General features: G+C 59.4%; 13 protein-coding genes and 1 pseudogene. 10 read left to right on the top strand and 4 right to left on the bottom strand.

Annotated elements, in window-relative coordinates; translation table 11 throughout:
- The first annotated feature begins 30 nt into the window (after positions 1–30).
- The gene (locus BUB78_RS12700) at positions 31–1083 is read left to right on the top strand and encodes a ketopantoate reductase family protein (protein WP_073198469.1); all 1053 of its coding nucleotides are present in this window, start codon (positions 31–33) and stop codon (positions 1081–1083) included.
- A 74-nt stretch (positions 1084–1157) separates the two neighbouring features.
- Here BUB78_RS12700 and BUB78_RS12705 read toward each other — a convergent pair whose 3' ends face one another.
- The gene (locus BUB78_RS12705; protein WP_073198470.1) at positions 1158–1406 is read right to left on the bottom strand and encodes a DUF1127 domain-containing protein; all 249 of its coding nucleotides are present in this window, start codon (positions 1404–1406) and stop codon (positions 1158–1160) included.
- Positions 1407–1580: 174 nt separating this feature from the next.
- Positions 1581–2414, bottom strand: coding sequence for a prephenate dehydratase (locus BUB78_RS12710; protein ID WP_073198471.1), 834 nt, complete (start codon positions 2412–2414; stop codon positions 1581–1583).
- A 118-nt stretch (positions 2415–2532) separates the two neighbouring features.
- Between BUB78_RS12710 and BUB78_RS21570 the strand changes: the two are divergent.
- The 6 genes and pseudogenes from BUB78_RS21570 to BUB78_RS12735 form a co-directional block, all read left to right on the top strand.
- Positions 2533–3048 (top strand): annotated as a pseudogene (locus tag BUB78_RS21570) (c-type cytochrome); the annotation flags it as partial.
- Positions 3022–3558 (top strand): c-type cytochrome, encoded by a 537-nt coding sequence (locus tag BUB78_RS21575; RefSeq protein WP_425442186.1) that lies wholly within the window; start codon positions 3022–3024, stop codon positions 3556–3558. The pseudogene BUB78_RS21570 and the gene BUB78_RS21575, both read left to right, overlap by 27 nt.
- Before the next feature lie 175 nt (positions 3559–3733).
- Entirely contained in the window at positions 3734–5668 is a 1935-nt protein-coding gene (locus BUB78_RS12720) for an extracellular solute-binding protein (protein WP_073198473.1), read from the top strand.
- A 32-nt stretch (positions 5669–5700) separates the two neighbouring features.
- Positions 5701–6795, top strand: coding sequence for a microcin C ABC transporter permease YejB (locus BUB78_RS12725; protein ID WP_073198474.1), 1095 nt, complete (start codon positions 5701–5703; stop codon positions 6793–6795).
- Positions 6796–6922: 127 nt separating this feature from the next.
- A complete protein-coding gene (locus BUB78_RS12730; protein ID WP_073198475.1) occupies positions 6923–8029 on the top strand; it encodes an ABC transporter permease in 1107 nt (368 codons plus the stop codon).
- Positions 8026–9630, top strand: a complete 1605-nt coding sequence (locus tag BUB78_RS12735; RefSeq protein WP_073198476.1) for an ABC transporter ATP-binding protein — start codon at positions 8026–8028, stop codon at positions 9628–9630. The genes BUB78_RS12730 and BUB78_RS12735 overlap by 4 nt, the downstream gene beginning before the upstream one ends.
- A gap of 43 nt (positions 9631–9673) precedes the next feature.
- Here the strand turns inward: BUB78_RS12735 and hemN are convergent, their stop codons facing one another.
- The gene (hemN, locus tag BUB78_RS12740; protein WP_073198477.1) at positions 9674–11029 is read right to left on the bottom strand and encodes an oxygen-independent coproporphyrinogen III oxidase; all 1356 of its coding nucleotides are present in this window, start codon (positions 11027–11029) and stop codon (positions 9674–9676) included.
- 77 nt (positions 11030–11106) lie between these two features.
- On the opposite strand from hemN, the gene fnrL reads away from it, so the two are divergent.
- Positions 11107–11847 carry a transcriptional regulator FnrL gene (fnrL, locus tag BUB78_RS12745; RefSeq protein ID WP_170865076.1) on the top strand — a complete coding sequence of 247 codons (741 nt, stop codon included), beginning with the start codon at positions 11107–11109 and terminating at the stop codon, positions 11845–11847.
- A gap of 50 nt (positions 11848–11897) precedes the next feature.
- Here the strand turns inward: fnrL and BUB78_RS12750 are convergent, their stop codons facing one another.
- Positions 11898–12737: a universal stress protein gene (locus BUB78_RS12750; RefSeq protein WP_073198478.1), complete on the bottom strand. Its 840-nt coding sequence runs from the start codon at positions 12735–12737 to the stop codon at positions 11898–11900.
- A gap of 206 nt (positions 12738–12943) precedes the next feature.
- Here BUB78_RS12750 and ccoN point away from each other — a divergent pair, with 206 nt between their 5' ends.
- Entirely contained in the window at positions 12944–14548 is a 1605-nt protein-coding gene (gene ccoN / locus BUB78_RS12755) for a cytochrome-c oxidase, cbb3-type subunit I (protein WP_073198479.1), read from the top strand.
- A 14-nt stretch (positions 14549–14562) separates the two neighbouring features.
- The gene (gene ccoO / locus BUB78_RS12760; RefSeq protein ID WP_073198480.1) at positions 14563–15288 is read left to right on the top strand and encodes a cytochrome-c oxidase, cbb3-type subunit II; all 726 of its coding nucleotides are present in this window, start codon (positions 14563–14565) and stop codon (positions 15286–15288) included.
- Positions 15289–15302: the final 14 nt, after the last annotated feature.

Below are 15302 nucleotides of genomic sequence, written 5' to 3' on the forward strand. Positions count from 1 at the left end.
TGCAAAACACTGACGGATAAAAGGGATATCATGGCATATAAAATCGTCATACTCGGGGCTTCGTATGGCTCGCTTCTTGGAACCAAGCTTTTGATGGCTGGTCAGGATGTGACCCTTGTTTGTCGGCAGGCGACCGCTGATCTTATCAATGCCGAGGGAACGGATGTGCGCATCAAGCTGCGCGGAGAAGACGAGCACCGGTCCTTCCGCTCTGATGATTTGCCCGGCAAGCTCGATGCGAAAACCCCCGAGCAGGTGAACCCGGACGAGTACGACATGATCGCCCTGGCCATGTCAGAACCGCAATATTGCAACGCGTCCATTGTCGATCTTCTGGGCCGGATCGCGGCAAGCAGAAAGCCCTGCCTGTCGATCATGAACATGCCGCCTTTGCCCTATCTGCGCCGGATCAAAGGGCTGGACACCAAAAAGCTGGAAGCCAGCTTTACCTGCCCGGATGCCTGGAGCGGCTTCACTCCCGGCGCCGTCACCCTGTGCAGCCCCGATCCACAAGCCTATCGCGTTCCCGAAGACGGGGCGAACACCTTGCATGTCGGTTTGCCAACCAACTTCAAGGCGGCACCATTTGAGACGGATGAACACAACAAGATCCTGCGTGATCTTGAGGCCGCGATTGATGCGGTTCGCGTGGATGGCCAGGATGTTCCGGTCAAGCTTCGGGTGTTTGACTCGCTGTTTGTACCCTTCGCCAAGTGGAGCATGCTGCTGACCGGCAACTATCGCTGTGTGCTGCCCGAGGGGGCCCGCCCGATCAAAGAGGCGGTGCATGGGGATATTGACCTGTCAAAACGCATTTACGAGCTGGTGAATGAGATCGTAAGCCGGTTGGGCGCTGATCCGGAAGATCGTGTTCCGTTTGAAAAATACGCAAAGGCCGCCAATGGTCTGCTCAAGCCGTCCTCAGCCGCGCGTGCCATCGACGGTGGGGCGCAGCGCGTGGAACGGGTGGACATGCTGGTGACGTTGATCGCCGAGCAGGTCGGCGTGTCGGTGTCTGAATTGAGCGGGATTGTCGAGACCGTCAACGCGCGCCTGCAGGCGAATGCGCTCGAACATACATGATGAACATAGGGCAGGGCCAAATGGTCCTGCCCTCTCCGTCTGGACGGTCTCGGAATGATTGCAGAGTGTTGACGTCAGCCCGCGATCACGCGGAAATTTTCGGATTTCTGTGCCACATACTGCACAATTTCATCCCGGCTCACGCCCACCGAGGCAAGTTTGCGGTCGCTGGCAAGCGAGAGCATTTCAACTTCTTTGGCCATTCGATTGGCCGCGATGATCGACTGAAACACACTGTCGATGAAGCGCAGCGGCGCCAACATGGCATGAGACATGTTCTCGCCAAATGGCATATGGGGTCTGATGTTTGTGTTGATCGACATGGCACTTAACCCTCAAGCTTCAAAAATCACGCTCCATTTACTCTGCAGTGCAGCAGGTCACAACGGCGCTTTCCGCAATGCAGCAATGCTGTCCGGTCATGGCTGGAAGGGCGGAATCGGGCTGTCGGCCTTGCCCGGCCCGCCAAAAAGCAGAGACCGACCGCCCCGGGCGCGCTAGTGGCGGCGGGGGTCGGCCGGGTAAACGCCTAGAATGGTGATGTCCGAGGTGAAATAATCCAACTCGTCAAGCGCGCGGGCCACCTCGGGGTCGTCGGGGTGACCTTCGATATCGGCATAAAACTGCGTCGCGGTGAACGATCCGCCGACCATATAGCTTTCAAGCTTGGTCATGTTCACGCCATTGGTCGCGAATCCGCCCATCGCCTTGTAGAGCGCCGCCGGAATGTTGCGCACCTCAAAGACAAAGGTGGTCATCATCCCGTCATCGCCGCGGCGGCTGAAATCGGGCTCGCGCGCCATCACCAGGAAGCGGGTGGTGTTATTGCCCTCATCCTCGATCCCCTCGGCCAGCACATCAAGACCATAGATTTCGCCGGCCAGGGCACTGGCGAGGGCGGCCATCTCGGGTTTTCCGGCCTCGGCCACGTGGCGGGCCGAGCCGGCGGTGTCGGCGCCGGTCACGCGGTGGATGCCGTGACGCTCTAGAAACGCGCGGCACTGACCCAAAAGCATGGTGTGGCTCATCGCGCTTTCGACCTGATCAAGGCGCACGCCGGGCAGGGCCAAAAGGCTGATCTGCACCCGCACGAATGCCTCGGCGATGATATGCAGCCCCGAATCAGGCAGCAGGTGGTGAATGTCGGCAACCCGTCCGAAGGTTGAATTTTCGACCGGCAGCATCGCCAATTCGGCCTCACCGTCGCGCACGGCGGCAATCGCGTCTTCGAATGTGCGACAGGGCAGCGGATCAAGCTCTGGATAGGTTTCACGGCAGGCCTGGTGCGAGTAGGCGCCAAGCTCTCCCTGAAAGGCAATGCGCTTTTTCATGAGCAATTTCCGTATTTTTGGCCCTCTCGGGCGTTTGGTCGCGGAAACTACACCTTGCGCCCCCATAGGGGAAGCGGATAGATACGCGGCCAAACACAGTTTAAATGGAAACGGGCCCATGTTCGACACAATGACACTTACCAAGACCGTTGGCGCGCTCTGCGGGGCTCTTCTTATCTTTCTGATGGGGAACTGGGCTGCAGAGACAATTTACTCTATGGGCGGCGGTCACGGCGATGATCACGCACAGGGGTACGTGATTGAAACCGGCGCTGAAGAAGGCGGCGAAAGCACTGCCGATGAAGGCCCGAGCTTTGGCGAACTGCTGTTGGCGGCGGATGCGGACAAGGGCGAAAAGGTCTTTGGCAAATGCAAGGCCTGTCACAAGCTTGAAAAGGGCGAGAATGCGACCGGCCCCCACCTCTATGACGTGGTTGGGCGCGCCGTGGATGCCGCCGAAGGCTTCGGATACTCCGGTGCACTGGAAGCCGTGGCCGAGGTGTGGACGCCGAAAAACCTGTATGATTTCCTTGAAAACCCCAAGGGCTATGCGCCGGGCACCACCATGGGCTTTGCAGGTTTGAAGAAGCCCGAAGACCGGGTGAACCTGATCGCCTATCTTGATGAGGTGGACGGTGCCAAGTACGTCGATCCGAATGCTGGTGCCGAAGAAGCCGCTGCCGAGCCTGCCGCTGAGGAAGCTGTCGCCGAGCCTGCCGCTGAGGAAGCTGTCGCCGAGCCTGCCGCTGAGGAAGCTGTCGCCGCCCCCGCCGCTGAAGAAGCCGCTGCCGAACCTGCCGCTACAGGGGCCTCTGGCTTTGCTGCAATGGTTGCTGCCGCTGATATCGAGGCTGGCAAAAAGGTATTCCGCAAATGTGGCGCCTGCCACAAGGTTGAAGACGGCAAGAATGGCGCCGGCCCGCATCTTTACGGTGTGGTTGGCCGCGATATCGCCAGTGTTGACGGCTTCAAGTATTCCGACGCCCTGACCGGGATTGAGGGCGAATGGACCGCTGATGAGCTTGGTGCTTTCCTCACCAATCCGCGTGGCTTTGCCGCTGGCAACCGCATGAGCTTTTCCGGGCTTAAAGACGAACAGGACCGGGCCAATTTGATCGGTTACCTGCAAAGCGTCGCCAACTAAGCCTCGCAACATCCTGTCAAGGCCGCCGCCCAACCGGGTTGGCGGCCTTTTTCATGGGCTACACACGGATTTGCGGGGGCTTTGGGCCGACAGTGCTTGAACAAGACGTGGCGCCCTCTTAGCTTGCCCTAAACAGAAAAAGCGCCAGTTATGGGTGCGGCAGGAGGAGAATGATATGACCGGATACCACGCCCCGGCCAAAGCCCGGGCCCCCCAGCGTTTTGCGCGCCTGCGCATCGTGGCGACCGCAATTGGCCTGTCGATTGGCGCGCTGCTTGCCCAGGGGGCCTTGGCGCAGGATGACGTGATCACCTCGCACGGCTATTCCTATTTCGGCGATCTGAAATACCCCGCCGATTACAAACATTTCGATTACGTGAACCCCGAGGCGCCCAAGGGCGGTGAAATCTCGCTTTATGCGCCGGGTACGTTTGATTCGATGAACCCCTATTCACGCAAGGGCCGCGCCGGGCGTCTGTCCTGGATGGTCTACGAGAGCCTGCTTGGCGCCTCCGAGGCGAGCGGCGAGCCGCTTCCGGGCGATAGCTATAGCGAAGCCTACGGGCTTTTGGCCGAGAGCCTCGAATATGACGCGGGCAAGACCTGGGTCATATTCCACATGCGCCCCGAGGCGCGGTTTGCCGATGGCACGCCGGTGACGGCGCATGATGTGGTGTTTTCGCATAACCTGTTTCTGGATCAGGGCCTCAAATCCTATGCCGATGCGGTCAAACGCCGGGTGCTAAGCGCCGAGGCGCTTGACGATTACCGGGTCAAGTTCACCTTTGCAGAAGGCATCTCGCGCCGCTCGCTGATTGATCAGGTTGGCGGCACCCCGGTCTTTCCCAAGGCCTGGTACGAGAAAACCGGTGCCCGCCTTGACGAGCCGCGCCTTGATGCGGCGCCGGGTTCGGGGCCATACCAGATGGCAAGCTATGACGTGAACCGCAACATCGTCTATCAGCGCAATCCTGATTATTGGGGCCGCGATTTGCCGATCAACAAGGGACGGCATAATTTCGATACCATCCGCATCGAATATTTTGCTGATGACAATGCCGCCTTCGAGGCCTTCAAGGCCGGCATCTATACCTTCCGCCCCGAGGGGAATTCGAAAACCTGGGCCACGGGGTATGATTTTCCGGCGGTTCAAAAGGGCTATGTGGTCAAGGCAGAGCTTCCCGACGGGTTGCCGCCGACGCCCTCTGGCTTTGTGTTCAATCTCGGTCGCGAGGTGCTTCAGGATATCCGCGTGCGTCAGGCAATCGCGCTTGCGTTCAATTTCGAGTGGACCAATGAATCTCTGCAATATGGTCTTTTCAAACAGCGCCATTCCTTTGTGCAAGGCACCCCGCTAGAGGCGACAGGTGTGCCCGAGGGGGCCGAGCTTGAGCTGCTCAAGTCGCTTGGCGATATCGTGCCCGCCGAGATGCTGGGTGTGCCTGCGGTCATGGCGCATTCGTCAAACGGGGCGCGGCTGAATGACCGGCGCAACCTGCGCGCCGCTATGAAGCTTTTGGACGAGGCCGGCTGGGCCGTGGGCGATGACGGCACGCGGCGCAATGCCAAGGGCGAGGTTCTCAAGATCGAAATTCCGATTTCCGCCTCTGGCTCGGCGACAATGTCGGCAGTGGTGGAAAGCTTTGTCAGCAATCTTGAACTGATGGGGATCGACGCGCGGTTTGATAAGATCGACGCCGCGCAATACACCCAACGCAGCCGCGACCGCGACTATGACCTGATCTTTGACAGCTATACCTCTTTTCTTGAGGCGGGCACCGGCCTGCATCAGCGCTATGGCAGCAAAGAGGCCGCCTTTAGCCTGTTCAATCCGGCCGGCCTTGCCAGCCCGATGGTCGATGCGATCATCGACGCGGCACTTGAATCCGACAGCACCGAAGCGCAGAATGTCGCCCTCACGGCGCTGGACCGGGCGTTGCGGTACGAGTTTTTCATGATCCCGACATGGTATCTTGATCAAAACTGGGTCGCTTATTGGGATATGTACGAGCATCCCGATCCCTTGCCGCCCTATGCGACGGGGGTGCTCGATTTCTGGTGGTACAATGCGGATAAGGCCAAGGCGTTGAAAGACGCGGGCGCGCTGTGATGCAAGCGAGCTTGCCAATGGGATCTGTGTAGATGGGCGCCTATATCATGCGGCGGTTGCTGCTGATCATCCCGACGCTGCTGGGGATCATGATCATCAACTTTGCCCTCGTGCAATTCGTGCCCGGCGGGCCAGTCGAACAGATGATCGCCAATATGCAGGGCCAGGGCAACGTCTTTGAGAGCTTTTCCGGCTCGGGGAGCGATACCGGTCAGGAGCTTACGGGAAGTGGCGGCGGCAATGAGCAATACCTTGGCGCGCGCGGCCTTCCGCCCGAGCTGATCAAGGAGCTGGAAGAGCAGTTCGGCCTTGATAAGCCGCCGGTTGAGCGGTTTTTCAACATGATGTGGAATTACATGCGGCTTGATTTCGGAGAGAGTTATTTCCGAAAAATCGAGGTGCTTGACCTGGTGCTGGAAAAGATGCCGGTCAGTATCACGCTTGGGCTGTGGTCGACGGTGATCGCCTATCTGGTATCAATCCCGCTTGGAATTCGCAAGGCGGTGGGCGATGGCAACCGCTTTGACACATGGACAAGTGCGGTGATCATCGTCGCCTATGCGATCCCGGCGTTTTTGTTCGCGATCATGTTGCTGGTGCTTTTTGCAGGCGGCAGTTACTGGCAGTTGTTTCCGCTCCGCGGGCTGACCTCGGATAATTTCGATCAGCTCTCGCTGGTGGGCAAGGCGATGGATTATCTGTGGCATATCGCGCTGCCGGTGCTGGCCTCGACCATATCGGCCTTTGCGACGCTGACATTGCTGACCAAGAACAGCTTTCTCGACGAGATCAAGAAGCACTACGTGATGACAGCGCGGGCCAAGGGGTTAAGCGAAAGTAAGGTGCTTTATGGCCATGTGTTTCGCAATGCCATGCTGATCGTGATCGCGGGCTTTCCGGCGGTATTTATCGGCGTGTTCTTTGGCGGTTCGGTTCTGATCGAGACGATTTTCAGTCTTGATGGGCTTGGTCGGCTTGGGTTCGAGGCCGCCGTGGGGCGCGATTACCCGGTGATGTTTGGCACGCTGTTTCTGTTCGGGTTGATCGGTCTGCTTGTCGGTATCCTGTCGGACCTGATGTATGTGCTGGTCGATCCGCGGATCGACTTCGAAAAGCGGGAAGGGTGAGGCGTATGAAGATCGACGCTCGCGCCGCAAGGACAGGCTTGGAGTGGGGGCGCTGCTCCCCAAGAAAATTCGCCGAATTTTCTTGTCCCCCGGAGTATTTCTGGAAAGATGAAAGGGGTGCGTGGTAATGGCTCTCTCACCTCTCAATCAACGCCGCTGGCGGAATTTCAGGCGCAACCGGCGGGCCTATTGGTCGTTGTTTCTGTTTGTGATCGTGTTTGGCATTTCGCTCTTTGCCGAGTTCGTTGCCAACGACAAACCGATCCTCGTGCAGTACCGGGGCGAGCTTTATATGCCGGTGTTTCAGTTTTATCCCGAGACCGCCTTTGGCGGCGATTTTGAAACCGAGGCGATTTATCGCGACCCCGAGGTCAAGTGCCTGATTGCCAGCGGTGGGTTGGATATCTGCTTTGACGATCCAGAGGGTGTCATGGCCGATGCCGAGGACGGGGTGGTCGAGGGCGATGCGATCGAAGCTGGCTGGGCGATTTGGCCGCCGATTCCCTATAGTTACAACACCACCGTTGACCGGCCCGGCGCCGCGCCCTTACCGCCCAATGCGCAGAACCTTTTGGGCACGGATGACACCAAGCGCGATGTGCTTGCGCGGGTGATTTACGGTTTCCGCCTGTCGGTCTTGTTCACGCTGATCGTCACAGCGCTTTCCTCGGTGATCGGCATTTTCGCGGGGGCTGTGCAGGGCTTTTTCGGCGGGCGCACGGATTTGATTTTCCAGAGGGTGATCGAAATCTGGTCCTCCACCCCACAGCTTTACGTGATCATTATCCTGTTCGCGATCCTGCCGCGCAGTTTCTGGCTTTTGGTGTTTATCACCGTGCTGTTCGGATGGATGGGTCTTGTCGGCGTGGTGCGCGCCGAGTTTTTGCGCGCGCGCAACCTTGAATATGTGCGCGCGGCCAAGGCCTTGGGCGTGAGCAATCTGACGATCATGTTCCGGCATATGTTGCCCAATGCCATGGTGGCGACGCTGACCATGTTGCCCTTTGTGATCACCGGTACAATTTCCTTGCTGGCGGGGCTGGATTTTCTGGGTTTTGGCCTGCCGTCCTCATCGCCGAGCCTTGGCGAGTTGACCCTTCAGGCCAAGCAGAACCTTCAGGCGCCCTGGCTTGCGTTTACCGCGTTTTTCGCCTTTGCCATCATGCTGTCGCTGCTGGTCTTTATCTTCGAGGGCGTGCGGGATGCATTTGATCCAAGAAAGACATTTGAATGAGCCTTTTGACGGTCAAAGATCTGCGCGTAAGTTTCCGCCAGGACGGGCAATTGATCGAGGCGGTCAAGGGCGTTTCGTTCCGCCTTGATCCCGGCGAGACGGTGGCCATCGTCGGTGAAAGCGGGTCGGGCAAGTCGGTGACGGCGCTGAGCACTGTGTCGCTGCTTGGTGGCTCTGCCGAGGTCTCGGGCAGCGTGACCTATGACGGCCAGGAGATGATCGGCGCCGATGACAAACGCCTGCGACAGGTGCGCGGCAACGATATCAGCTTTATCTTTCAAGAGCCGATGACATCGCTCAATCCGCTGCACACGCTTGAAAAGCAGATTCGCGAAAGTCTTGAGCTGCATCAGGGGCTGACCGGAGACGCCGCAAGGGCGCGCATTATCGAGCTTTTGCAAAGGGTCGGTATTCGCGACGCCGAAAGCCGCCTTGGCGCCTATCCGCATCAGCTCTCGGGGGGACAGCGCCAGCGGGTGATGATCGCCATGGCTCTGGCCAACAAGCCCGATATCCTGATCGCGGACGAGCCGACAACGGCGCTTGATGTGACCATTCAGGCGCAGATTCTGGAGTTGTTGGCAGAGCTCAAGCGCGAAGAGGGCATGGGCCTTTTGTTCATCACCCACGATCTGAGCATCGTGCAGAGGATCGCCGACCGGGTCTGTGTGATGAAGGATGGCGAGATTGTCGAAGAGGGGCCGACCGCGAGCGTCTTTGCCGACCCGCAACATCCCTATACCCGCAAACTGCTGGGCGCGCGCGCGGTGGGGCAACCCGCGCCGGTGCCCGCAAATGCGCCGGTGATGGTAAAGACCGAGGGCCTGCGCGTCTGGTTTCCGATCCAGAAGGGGTTCATGAAACGCACCGTCGGCCATGTGAAGGCGGTCAATGACGCCAACCTTACGGTGCGGGCGGGCGAGACGCTTGGCATTGTCGGCGAAAGCGGGTCGGGCAAGACGACGCTGGCGCTTGGGATCATGCGGCTGATTGCCTCCGAGGGGCAGATCACCTTTGACGGCAGCGATGTGCATGATTGGTCGACGCGCGAATTGCGTCACCGCAGGGCCGATATGCAGATTGTCTTTCAGGATCCCTTCGGAAGCCTGAGCCCGCGCATGACCTGTGAACAGATCATCGCCGAAGGCATGGGCGTTCACGGAAGCCCGGATGGGCGCGCGCAGCGCGTTCTGGTCGCTGAGGTGATGGAAGAGGTGGGGTTGAACCCTGCAACGATGGATCGCTATCCTCACGAGTTTTCCGGCGGCCAGAGGCAACGGATCGCGATTGCGCGGGCGATGATCCTGCGGCCCAAGCTTGTGGTGCTGGACGAGCCGACATCGGCGCTTGATATGACCGTGCAGGTTCAGATCGTGGATTTGTTGCGTGATTTGCAGGTGAAATACGGGCTGGCCTATCTGTTCATCAGTCACGATCTAAACGTGGTGCGCGCGATGAGCCACCGGGTGTTGGTGATGAAGCAGGGCGATGTGGTTGAAGAGGGCGAGGCCGAGGCGTTGTTTTCGGCGCCCAAGACCGAATACGCGCGCACGCTTTTGGCGGCGGCGCTCGATCTCAAGGCGGGTGCTCACCAGCCGTGACCGGCTGTTTCGCGCGGCCGACCGCAAGGTCGGATGAACGGGCTCAGATCGCCGAGCTATGGCCCGCGCCGTCCACCGCATAGGCGTCGAGGTGGCGCGCGATCATCCGGGTCAGGGGACGTGCCGCAGGCGGAACGAACAGCCCGCCCTGATCGGTGCGAAGCAGGCCGGGAAAGGCCTCGCTGACCTCTTGCAGCATCGCGGCGAGCGCCGCAGGGGCAATGTCGAAAGACCGCGTGATCTCACCCGCATCAATGCGGAAATCGCACATCAGCGCCTCGATCATCCGTCCGCGCATCTTGTCGTCGGGGCTAAAGCGGTGGCCGCGCGTGACCGAAAATCGGCCCTCGCGGATGGCGCCGGTATGGGCCCCGGTGGCGGGCGCATTCTGGGCATAGCCCTGTGGAAAGCGAGAGATCGACGAGGCCCCGACACCGATCAGCACATCGGATGTGTCATCGGTATAGCCCTGGAAATTGCGCCGCAACCGCCCGGCTTTTTGCGCAATGGCAAGCCCGTCATCAGGGGTGGCGAAATGGTCGATCCCGATTTCGGCGTAATTGTCCCAGAGGAACAGTTTGCGCGCGGTTTCAAACAGCGCCAGCCGCTCTTGCGGGGTTGGCAGGGCCTCCGAGGGGATCATCTGTTGGCGCTTGGCCATCCACGGCACATGGGCATAGCCATAAAGCGCCACCCGGTCGGGATTGAGCGACAGAAGCTTTTGCACGCTTTCGGTGATGCGCGCATTGGTCTGATGCGGCAGGCCATAAAGGATGTCGGCATTCAGGCTTGTGACGCCGCGGCTTCTGATTTCATCGGCGGCGTGGCGGGTGATGTCATAGCTTTGCTGACGCCCGATGCTTTGCTGAATCTTCTCGTCGAAATCCTGTACCCCGATCGAGGCGCGGTTCATGCCGGCTGCGGCTAGCGCGTCAAGCCGGGGGCCGTCCACTTCGTTCGGGTCGATCTCGACCGAGAACTCGGTCTTGTCGGTGAAGGGCGCGATGGCGCGAATCGCACCGGCCAATTCGTCGATCATGCCAGGCGACAAAAGCGTCGGGGTGCCGCCGCCCCAATGCAGGCGCGACAATCGGACGCCCTTGGGCAAAAGCTTGCCCAGCATGGCAAGTTCGGCCTTCAGCGTCTCGAGATAGGCAACCACGGGCTTGTCGGTCTGGGTGCCCTGGGTGCGGCAGGCACAGAACCAGCACAATCGCCTGCAAAACGGCACATGCACGTAGAGCGATATTTCGCCGTTCTCGGGGATCGCCCTGATCCAGCTTGAAAAATCATCCGCTCCAACGCCGCTATTGAAATGCGGGGCCGTGGGATAGCTTGTATAGCGCGGCACTTTGGCGTCGAAGAGACCAAGTTTGCCCAGTTGAGTTTTCGTATCCATGTGCCTAGGGTTAGGCGTCGTGTTTGAGAATGACCTTGACCCAGATCAAACTAGAGAAAAGTGATTATTCCATGCTGATGAATGACCCCTCGATTACTTCGCGCCAATGCGGGGATTGCCCGATCCGCCACCGGGCGGTTTGCGCGCGCTGCGAGTCGGACGAGTTGGAGCGGCTGGACCAGATCAAGTATTACCGCAATTTTGAGGCCGGCCAGACCGTGATCTGGTCTGGCGACAAGATGGATTTTGTCGGGTCGGTCGTGTCGGGTATCGCCACCCTGACCCAGACGATGGAAGACGGGCGCACCCAGATGGTTGGCCTGTTGCTGCCCAGCGATTTCGTCGGTCGCCCCGGACGCGACAGCGCGGCCTATGACGTGGTTGCGGTGACCGACATGGTGATGTGCTGTTTCCGCAAGAAACCGTTCGAGACGATGATGAGCGAGACGCCGCATATCGCGCAGCGCCTGCTTGAGATGACGTTGGACGAGCTTGATGCCGCGCGCGAATGGATGCTGGTGCTTGGCCGCAAGACAGCGCGCGAAAAGATTGCCTCGTTGCTGGCGATCATCGCACGGCGCGATGCCACGCTGAACATGGCCGGGATGCAGGGGCCGATCACCTTTGAATTGCCCCTGACCCGCGAGGCGATGGCCGATTATCTTGGTCTGACGCTCGAAACGGTCAGCCGTCAGGTCTCGGCGTTGAAAAAGGACGCGGTGATCACGCTTGAGGGCAAACGTCGCATCACCATTCACGATTTCAACCGCCTGCTGGATGAGGCGGGCGACGACAGTGACGGTGGCATGCTCGCCTGAGGGGGCGATGCGGGCGGCGGCGGGTCACCAGACCGCCACCCGAACCGGGCCTAATGTGCCATGAGAACCGGAACTTTACTTTGTTCCAGCATATAGCGGGTGGCGCCACCAAAGATGGCCTCTCGGAACCGCGAATGACCATAGGCGCCCATCACGACCATATCGGCATTCATGTCGCCCGCGTGACGCAACAGCACATCCGAGACCCGCGGCAGGGTTTTGGACAGAACATCAACCTCGACGGTGACACCATGGCGGGCCAGATATTGCGACAACAGACCACCGGGATCAGAGCGGTTCGGCCCATGGGTTGGCGGGTCGATGATCACCACATGCACCACATCCGCCCCGGCAAGCAGCGGCAGGGCTGCGCGGACCGCGCCAAGGGCCTCGCTGCTTTCGTTCCAGGCGACAAGGATGCGTTTGGGGTGTGTCACCGGCGTGCTGCCCGCAGGAGCCACAAGAACCGGGGTGGCGCCATCAAACAGAGCGGCCTCGGTCACGGGCTCAAGTTCCGCGCCGCGGCCTTCGCCATAAGGCTGGGGCAGAACCACGAGATCGGAGAACCGCGCGCGCATCGCCACGTGCCGCCCCAGATCGGCAAGCTGCGCCACGCCGCCTTCACAACTCCAGCGCAGGGCGGTGGTGCCCAGGACGTTGCGCACCTTGGCCTCGATCGCCTCGGCATCTTCCTGGGCGCGGGCGATGGTCTCCTGAAGCACAATGGCGCTGGCGCCGGCATAGTAATAGCCGGCCTGGCTGCGATCCACGCCAAGACACAGCACATCAAGGTGTGCGCCGTGAACTTCGGCCGTGGCAATTGCATGGGCCATGGTTTCTTCCACCAGGGCCTCATCCGTCAAAACCGAAAACAGGGTGTTGTAGGTCATTTTTGCATTCCTTTGCTCGGGGTCGCACATCAATTAAGCATATGCACTGTGCGAAGGGCTCCGCTTTGATGCTAATCAATCAAAGGAATGAATGGGTTTGACACAGATCAAGGTATCGCGGCTGCTATGCTCGCATTACGGCATCAGTCTAAACGCGCCCGCGCGAAACAGTTCGAAACGCGCGGATAAAGACGAAGGGACGCATTATGACGAACTATATCAAGCTGATCGTGCTTGGCCTGATCACGCTTTTTGCGCTGATCGCCGCCAACTATGCGCGCGATCTGGCCTATCTGGTCAACGCGCTGACAGTCGCGCTTGTGGCCGGGGGGCTATTTCTATGGACGCTGCGCCATACCGATGAACCGACCAGGGACGTTGACCTGTCGGGGGAATACTTCGACGGGGTCATCCGCGCCGGGGTAATTGCCACCGCCCTCTGGGGGGTTGTCGGCTTTCTGGCGGGCACATTTATTGCCTTTCAGCTGGCCTTTCCGGGGCTCAATTTTGAGTGGGCCCAAGGATTTGCCAATTTCGGGCGCTTGCGCCCGCTGCACACCAGCGCGGTGATTTTCGCCTTTGGCGGGAACGCGTTGATTGCCACCTCGTTTTATGTCGTCCAGCGCACAAGCGCGGCGCGGCTCTGGGGCGGCAATCTGGCGTGGTTCGTGTTCTGGGGCTATCAGCTTGTGATCGTGCTGGCCGCGACCGGATATCTTCTGGGCGCCACCCAATCCAAGGAATACGCCGAGCCGGAATGGTACGTCGATCTGTGGCTGACAGTTGTCTGGCTGGCCTATCTGGCGGTTTTCCTCGGCACCATCGTCAAGCGCAAAGAGCCGCATATCTACGTGGCCAACTGGTTCTATCTGTCGTTCATCATCACGGTGGCGATGCTTCATGTGGTGAACAACCTCAGCATTCCGGTGTCGATCTTCGGGTCGAAATCGGTGCAGGTGTTCAGCGGCGTGCAGGATGCCATGGTGCAGTGGTGGTACGGCCATAACGCGGTGGGCTTCTTCCTGACCGCCGGCTTCCTCGGGATGATGTACTATTTCGTGCCGAAACAGGCCGAACGCCCGGTCTATAGCTATAAATTGTCGATCATCCACTTCTGGGCGCTGATCTTTATCTATATCTGGGCGGGTCCGCACCACCTTCACTACACGGCTTTGCCCGATTGGGCGGCGACGCTTGGCATGGTGTTCTCGATCATTCTCTGGATGCCCAGCTGGGGCGGGATGATCAACGGTCTGATGACACTTTCGGGCGCCTGGGACAAGCTGCGCACCGATCCGGTGATCCGGATGATGGTGATCTCGATCGGCTTTTACGGCATGTCGACCTTTGAAGGGCCGATGATGTCGATCCGCGCGGTCAATTCTTTGTCGCATTACACCGACTGGACCATCGGGCACGTGCATTCCGGTGCGCTTGGCTGGAACGGGATGATCACCTTTGGCGCGCTTTACTTCCTTGTGCCCAAGCTGTGGAACCGTGAGCGGCTTTATTCGCTCAGCCTTGTCAGCTGGCACTTCTGGCTCGCCACGATTGGCATCATTCTCTACGCCGCCTCGATGTGGGTGACCGGGATTATGGAAGGCCTGATGTGGCGCGAAGTCGATGCCAACGGTTTCCTCGTGAACTCGTTTGCCGACACTGTGGCGGCCAAGCTGCCGATGTATGTGGTGCGCGGTCTGGGTGGGGTCATGTTCCTCTCGGGTGCGATTATCATGTGCTATAACCTCTGGATGACTGTGAAACGTTCGCCGGCCGTTGAGGCCACGAACTCCACAGTTCCGGCTGAATAAGGAGGGCCGGAGAGATGGGAATTCTTGATAAACACGCAGTCCTGGAAAAGAACGTCACGCTTTTGGCGGTCTTTGCCTTCCTCGTGGTCACCATCGGGGGGATCGTTCAGATCGCCCCGCTGTTCTGGCTCGAAAACACCATCGAGGATGTCGAGGGCATGCGCCCCTATTCCCCGCTGGAACTCACCGGGCGCGACATCTATCTGCGCGAGGGCTGTTATGTCTGCCATAGCCAGATGATCCGTCCGATGCGCGACGAGGTCGAACGCTATGGCCACTATAGCCTCGCGGCGGAATCCAAATACGACCACCCGTTCCAGTGGGGCTCCAAGCGCACCGGGCCCGATCTGGCCCGTGTTGGCGGCCGCTATTCGGATGAATGGCATGTCGATCACCTGCGCAGCCCGCAATCGGTTGTGCCTGAATCGGTGATGCCCAAGTATGGCTTTCTTGAAAACCGCATGATTGAGCCCGAGCATATCGAAGAGCTTTTGGCGACGCATGCGCTTGTCGGGGTGCCGTATTCCGACGAGATGATCGAAAATGCCAAGGCCGATTTCAAGGTTCAGGTTGATCCCTTCGGTGATACCGACGGGTTGCTGGAACGCTATCCCAACGCGCAAGTCCGTAACTTTGACGGGCAGGCCGGGATTTCCGAGGCCGACGCGCTGATCGCTTATCTGCAAATGCTGGGCACGCTGGTTGATTTTTCGACCTTCACGCCTGACGCCAGCCGCTAGGGGAGGGGTAAACG

Origin of the sequence: Roseovarius marisflavi (assembly GCF_900142625.1) — a bacterium.
GTDB lineage: Bacteria > Pseudomonadota > Alphaproteobacteria > Rhodobacterales > Rhodobacteraceae > Roseovarius > Roseovarius marisflavi.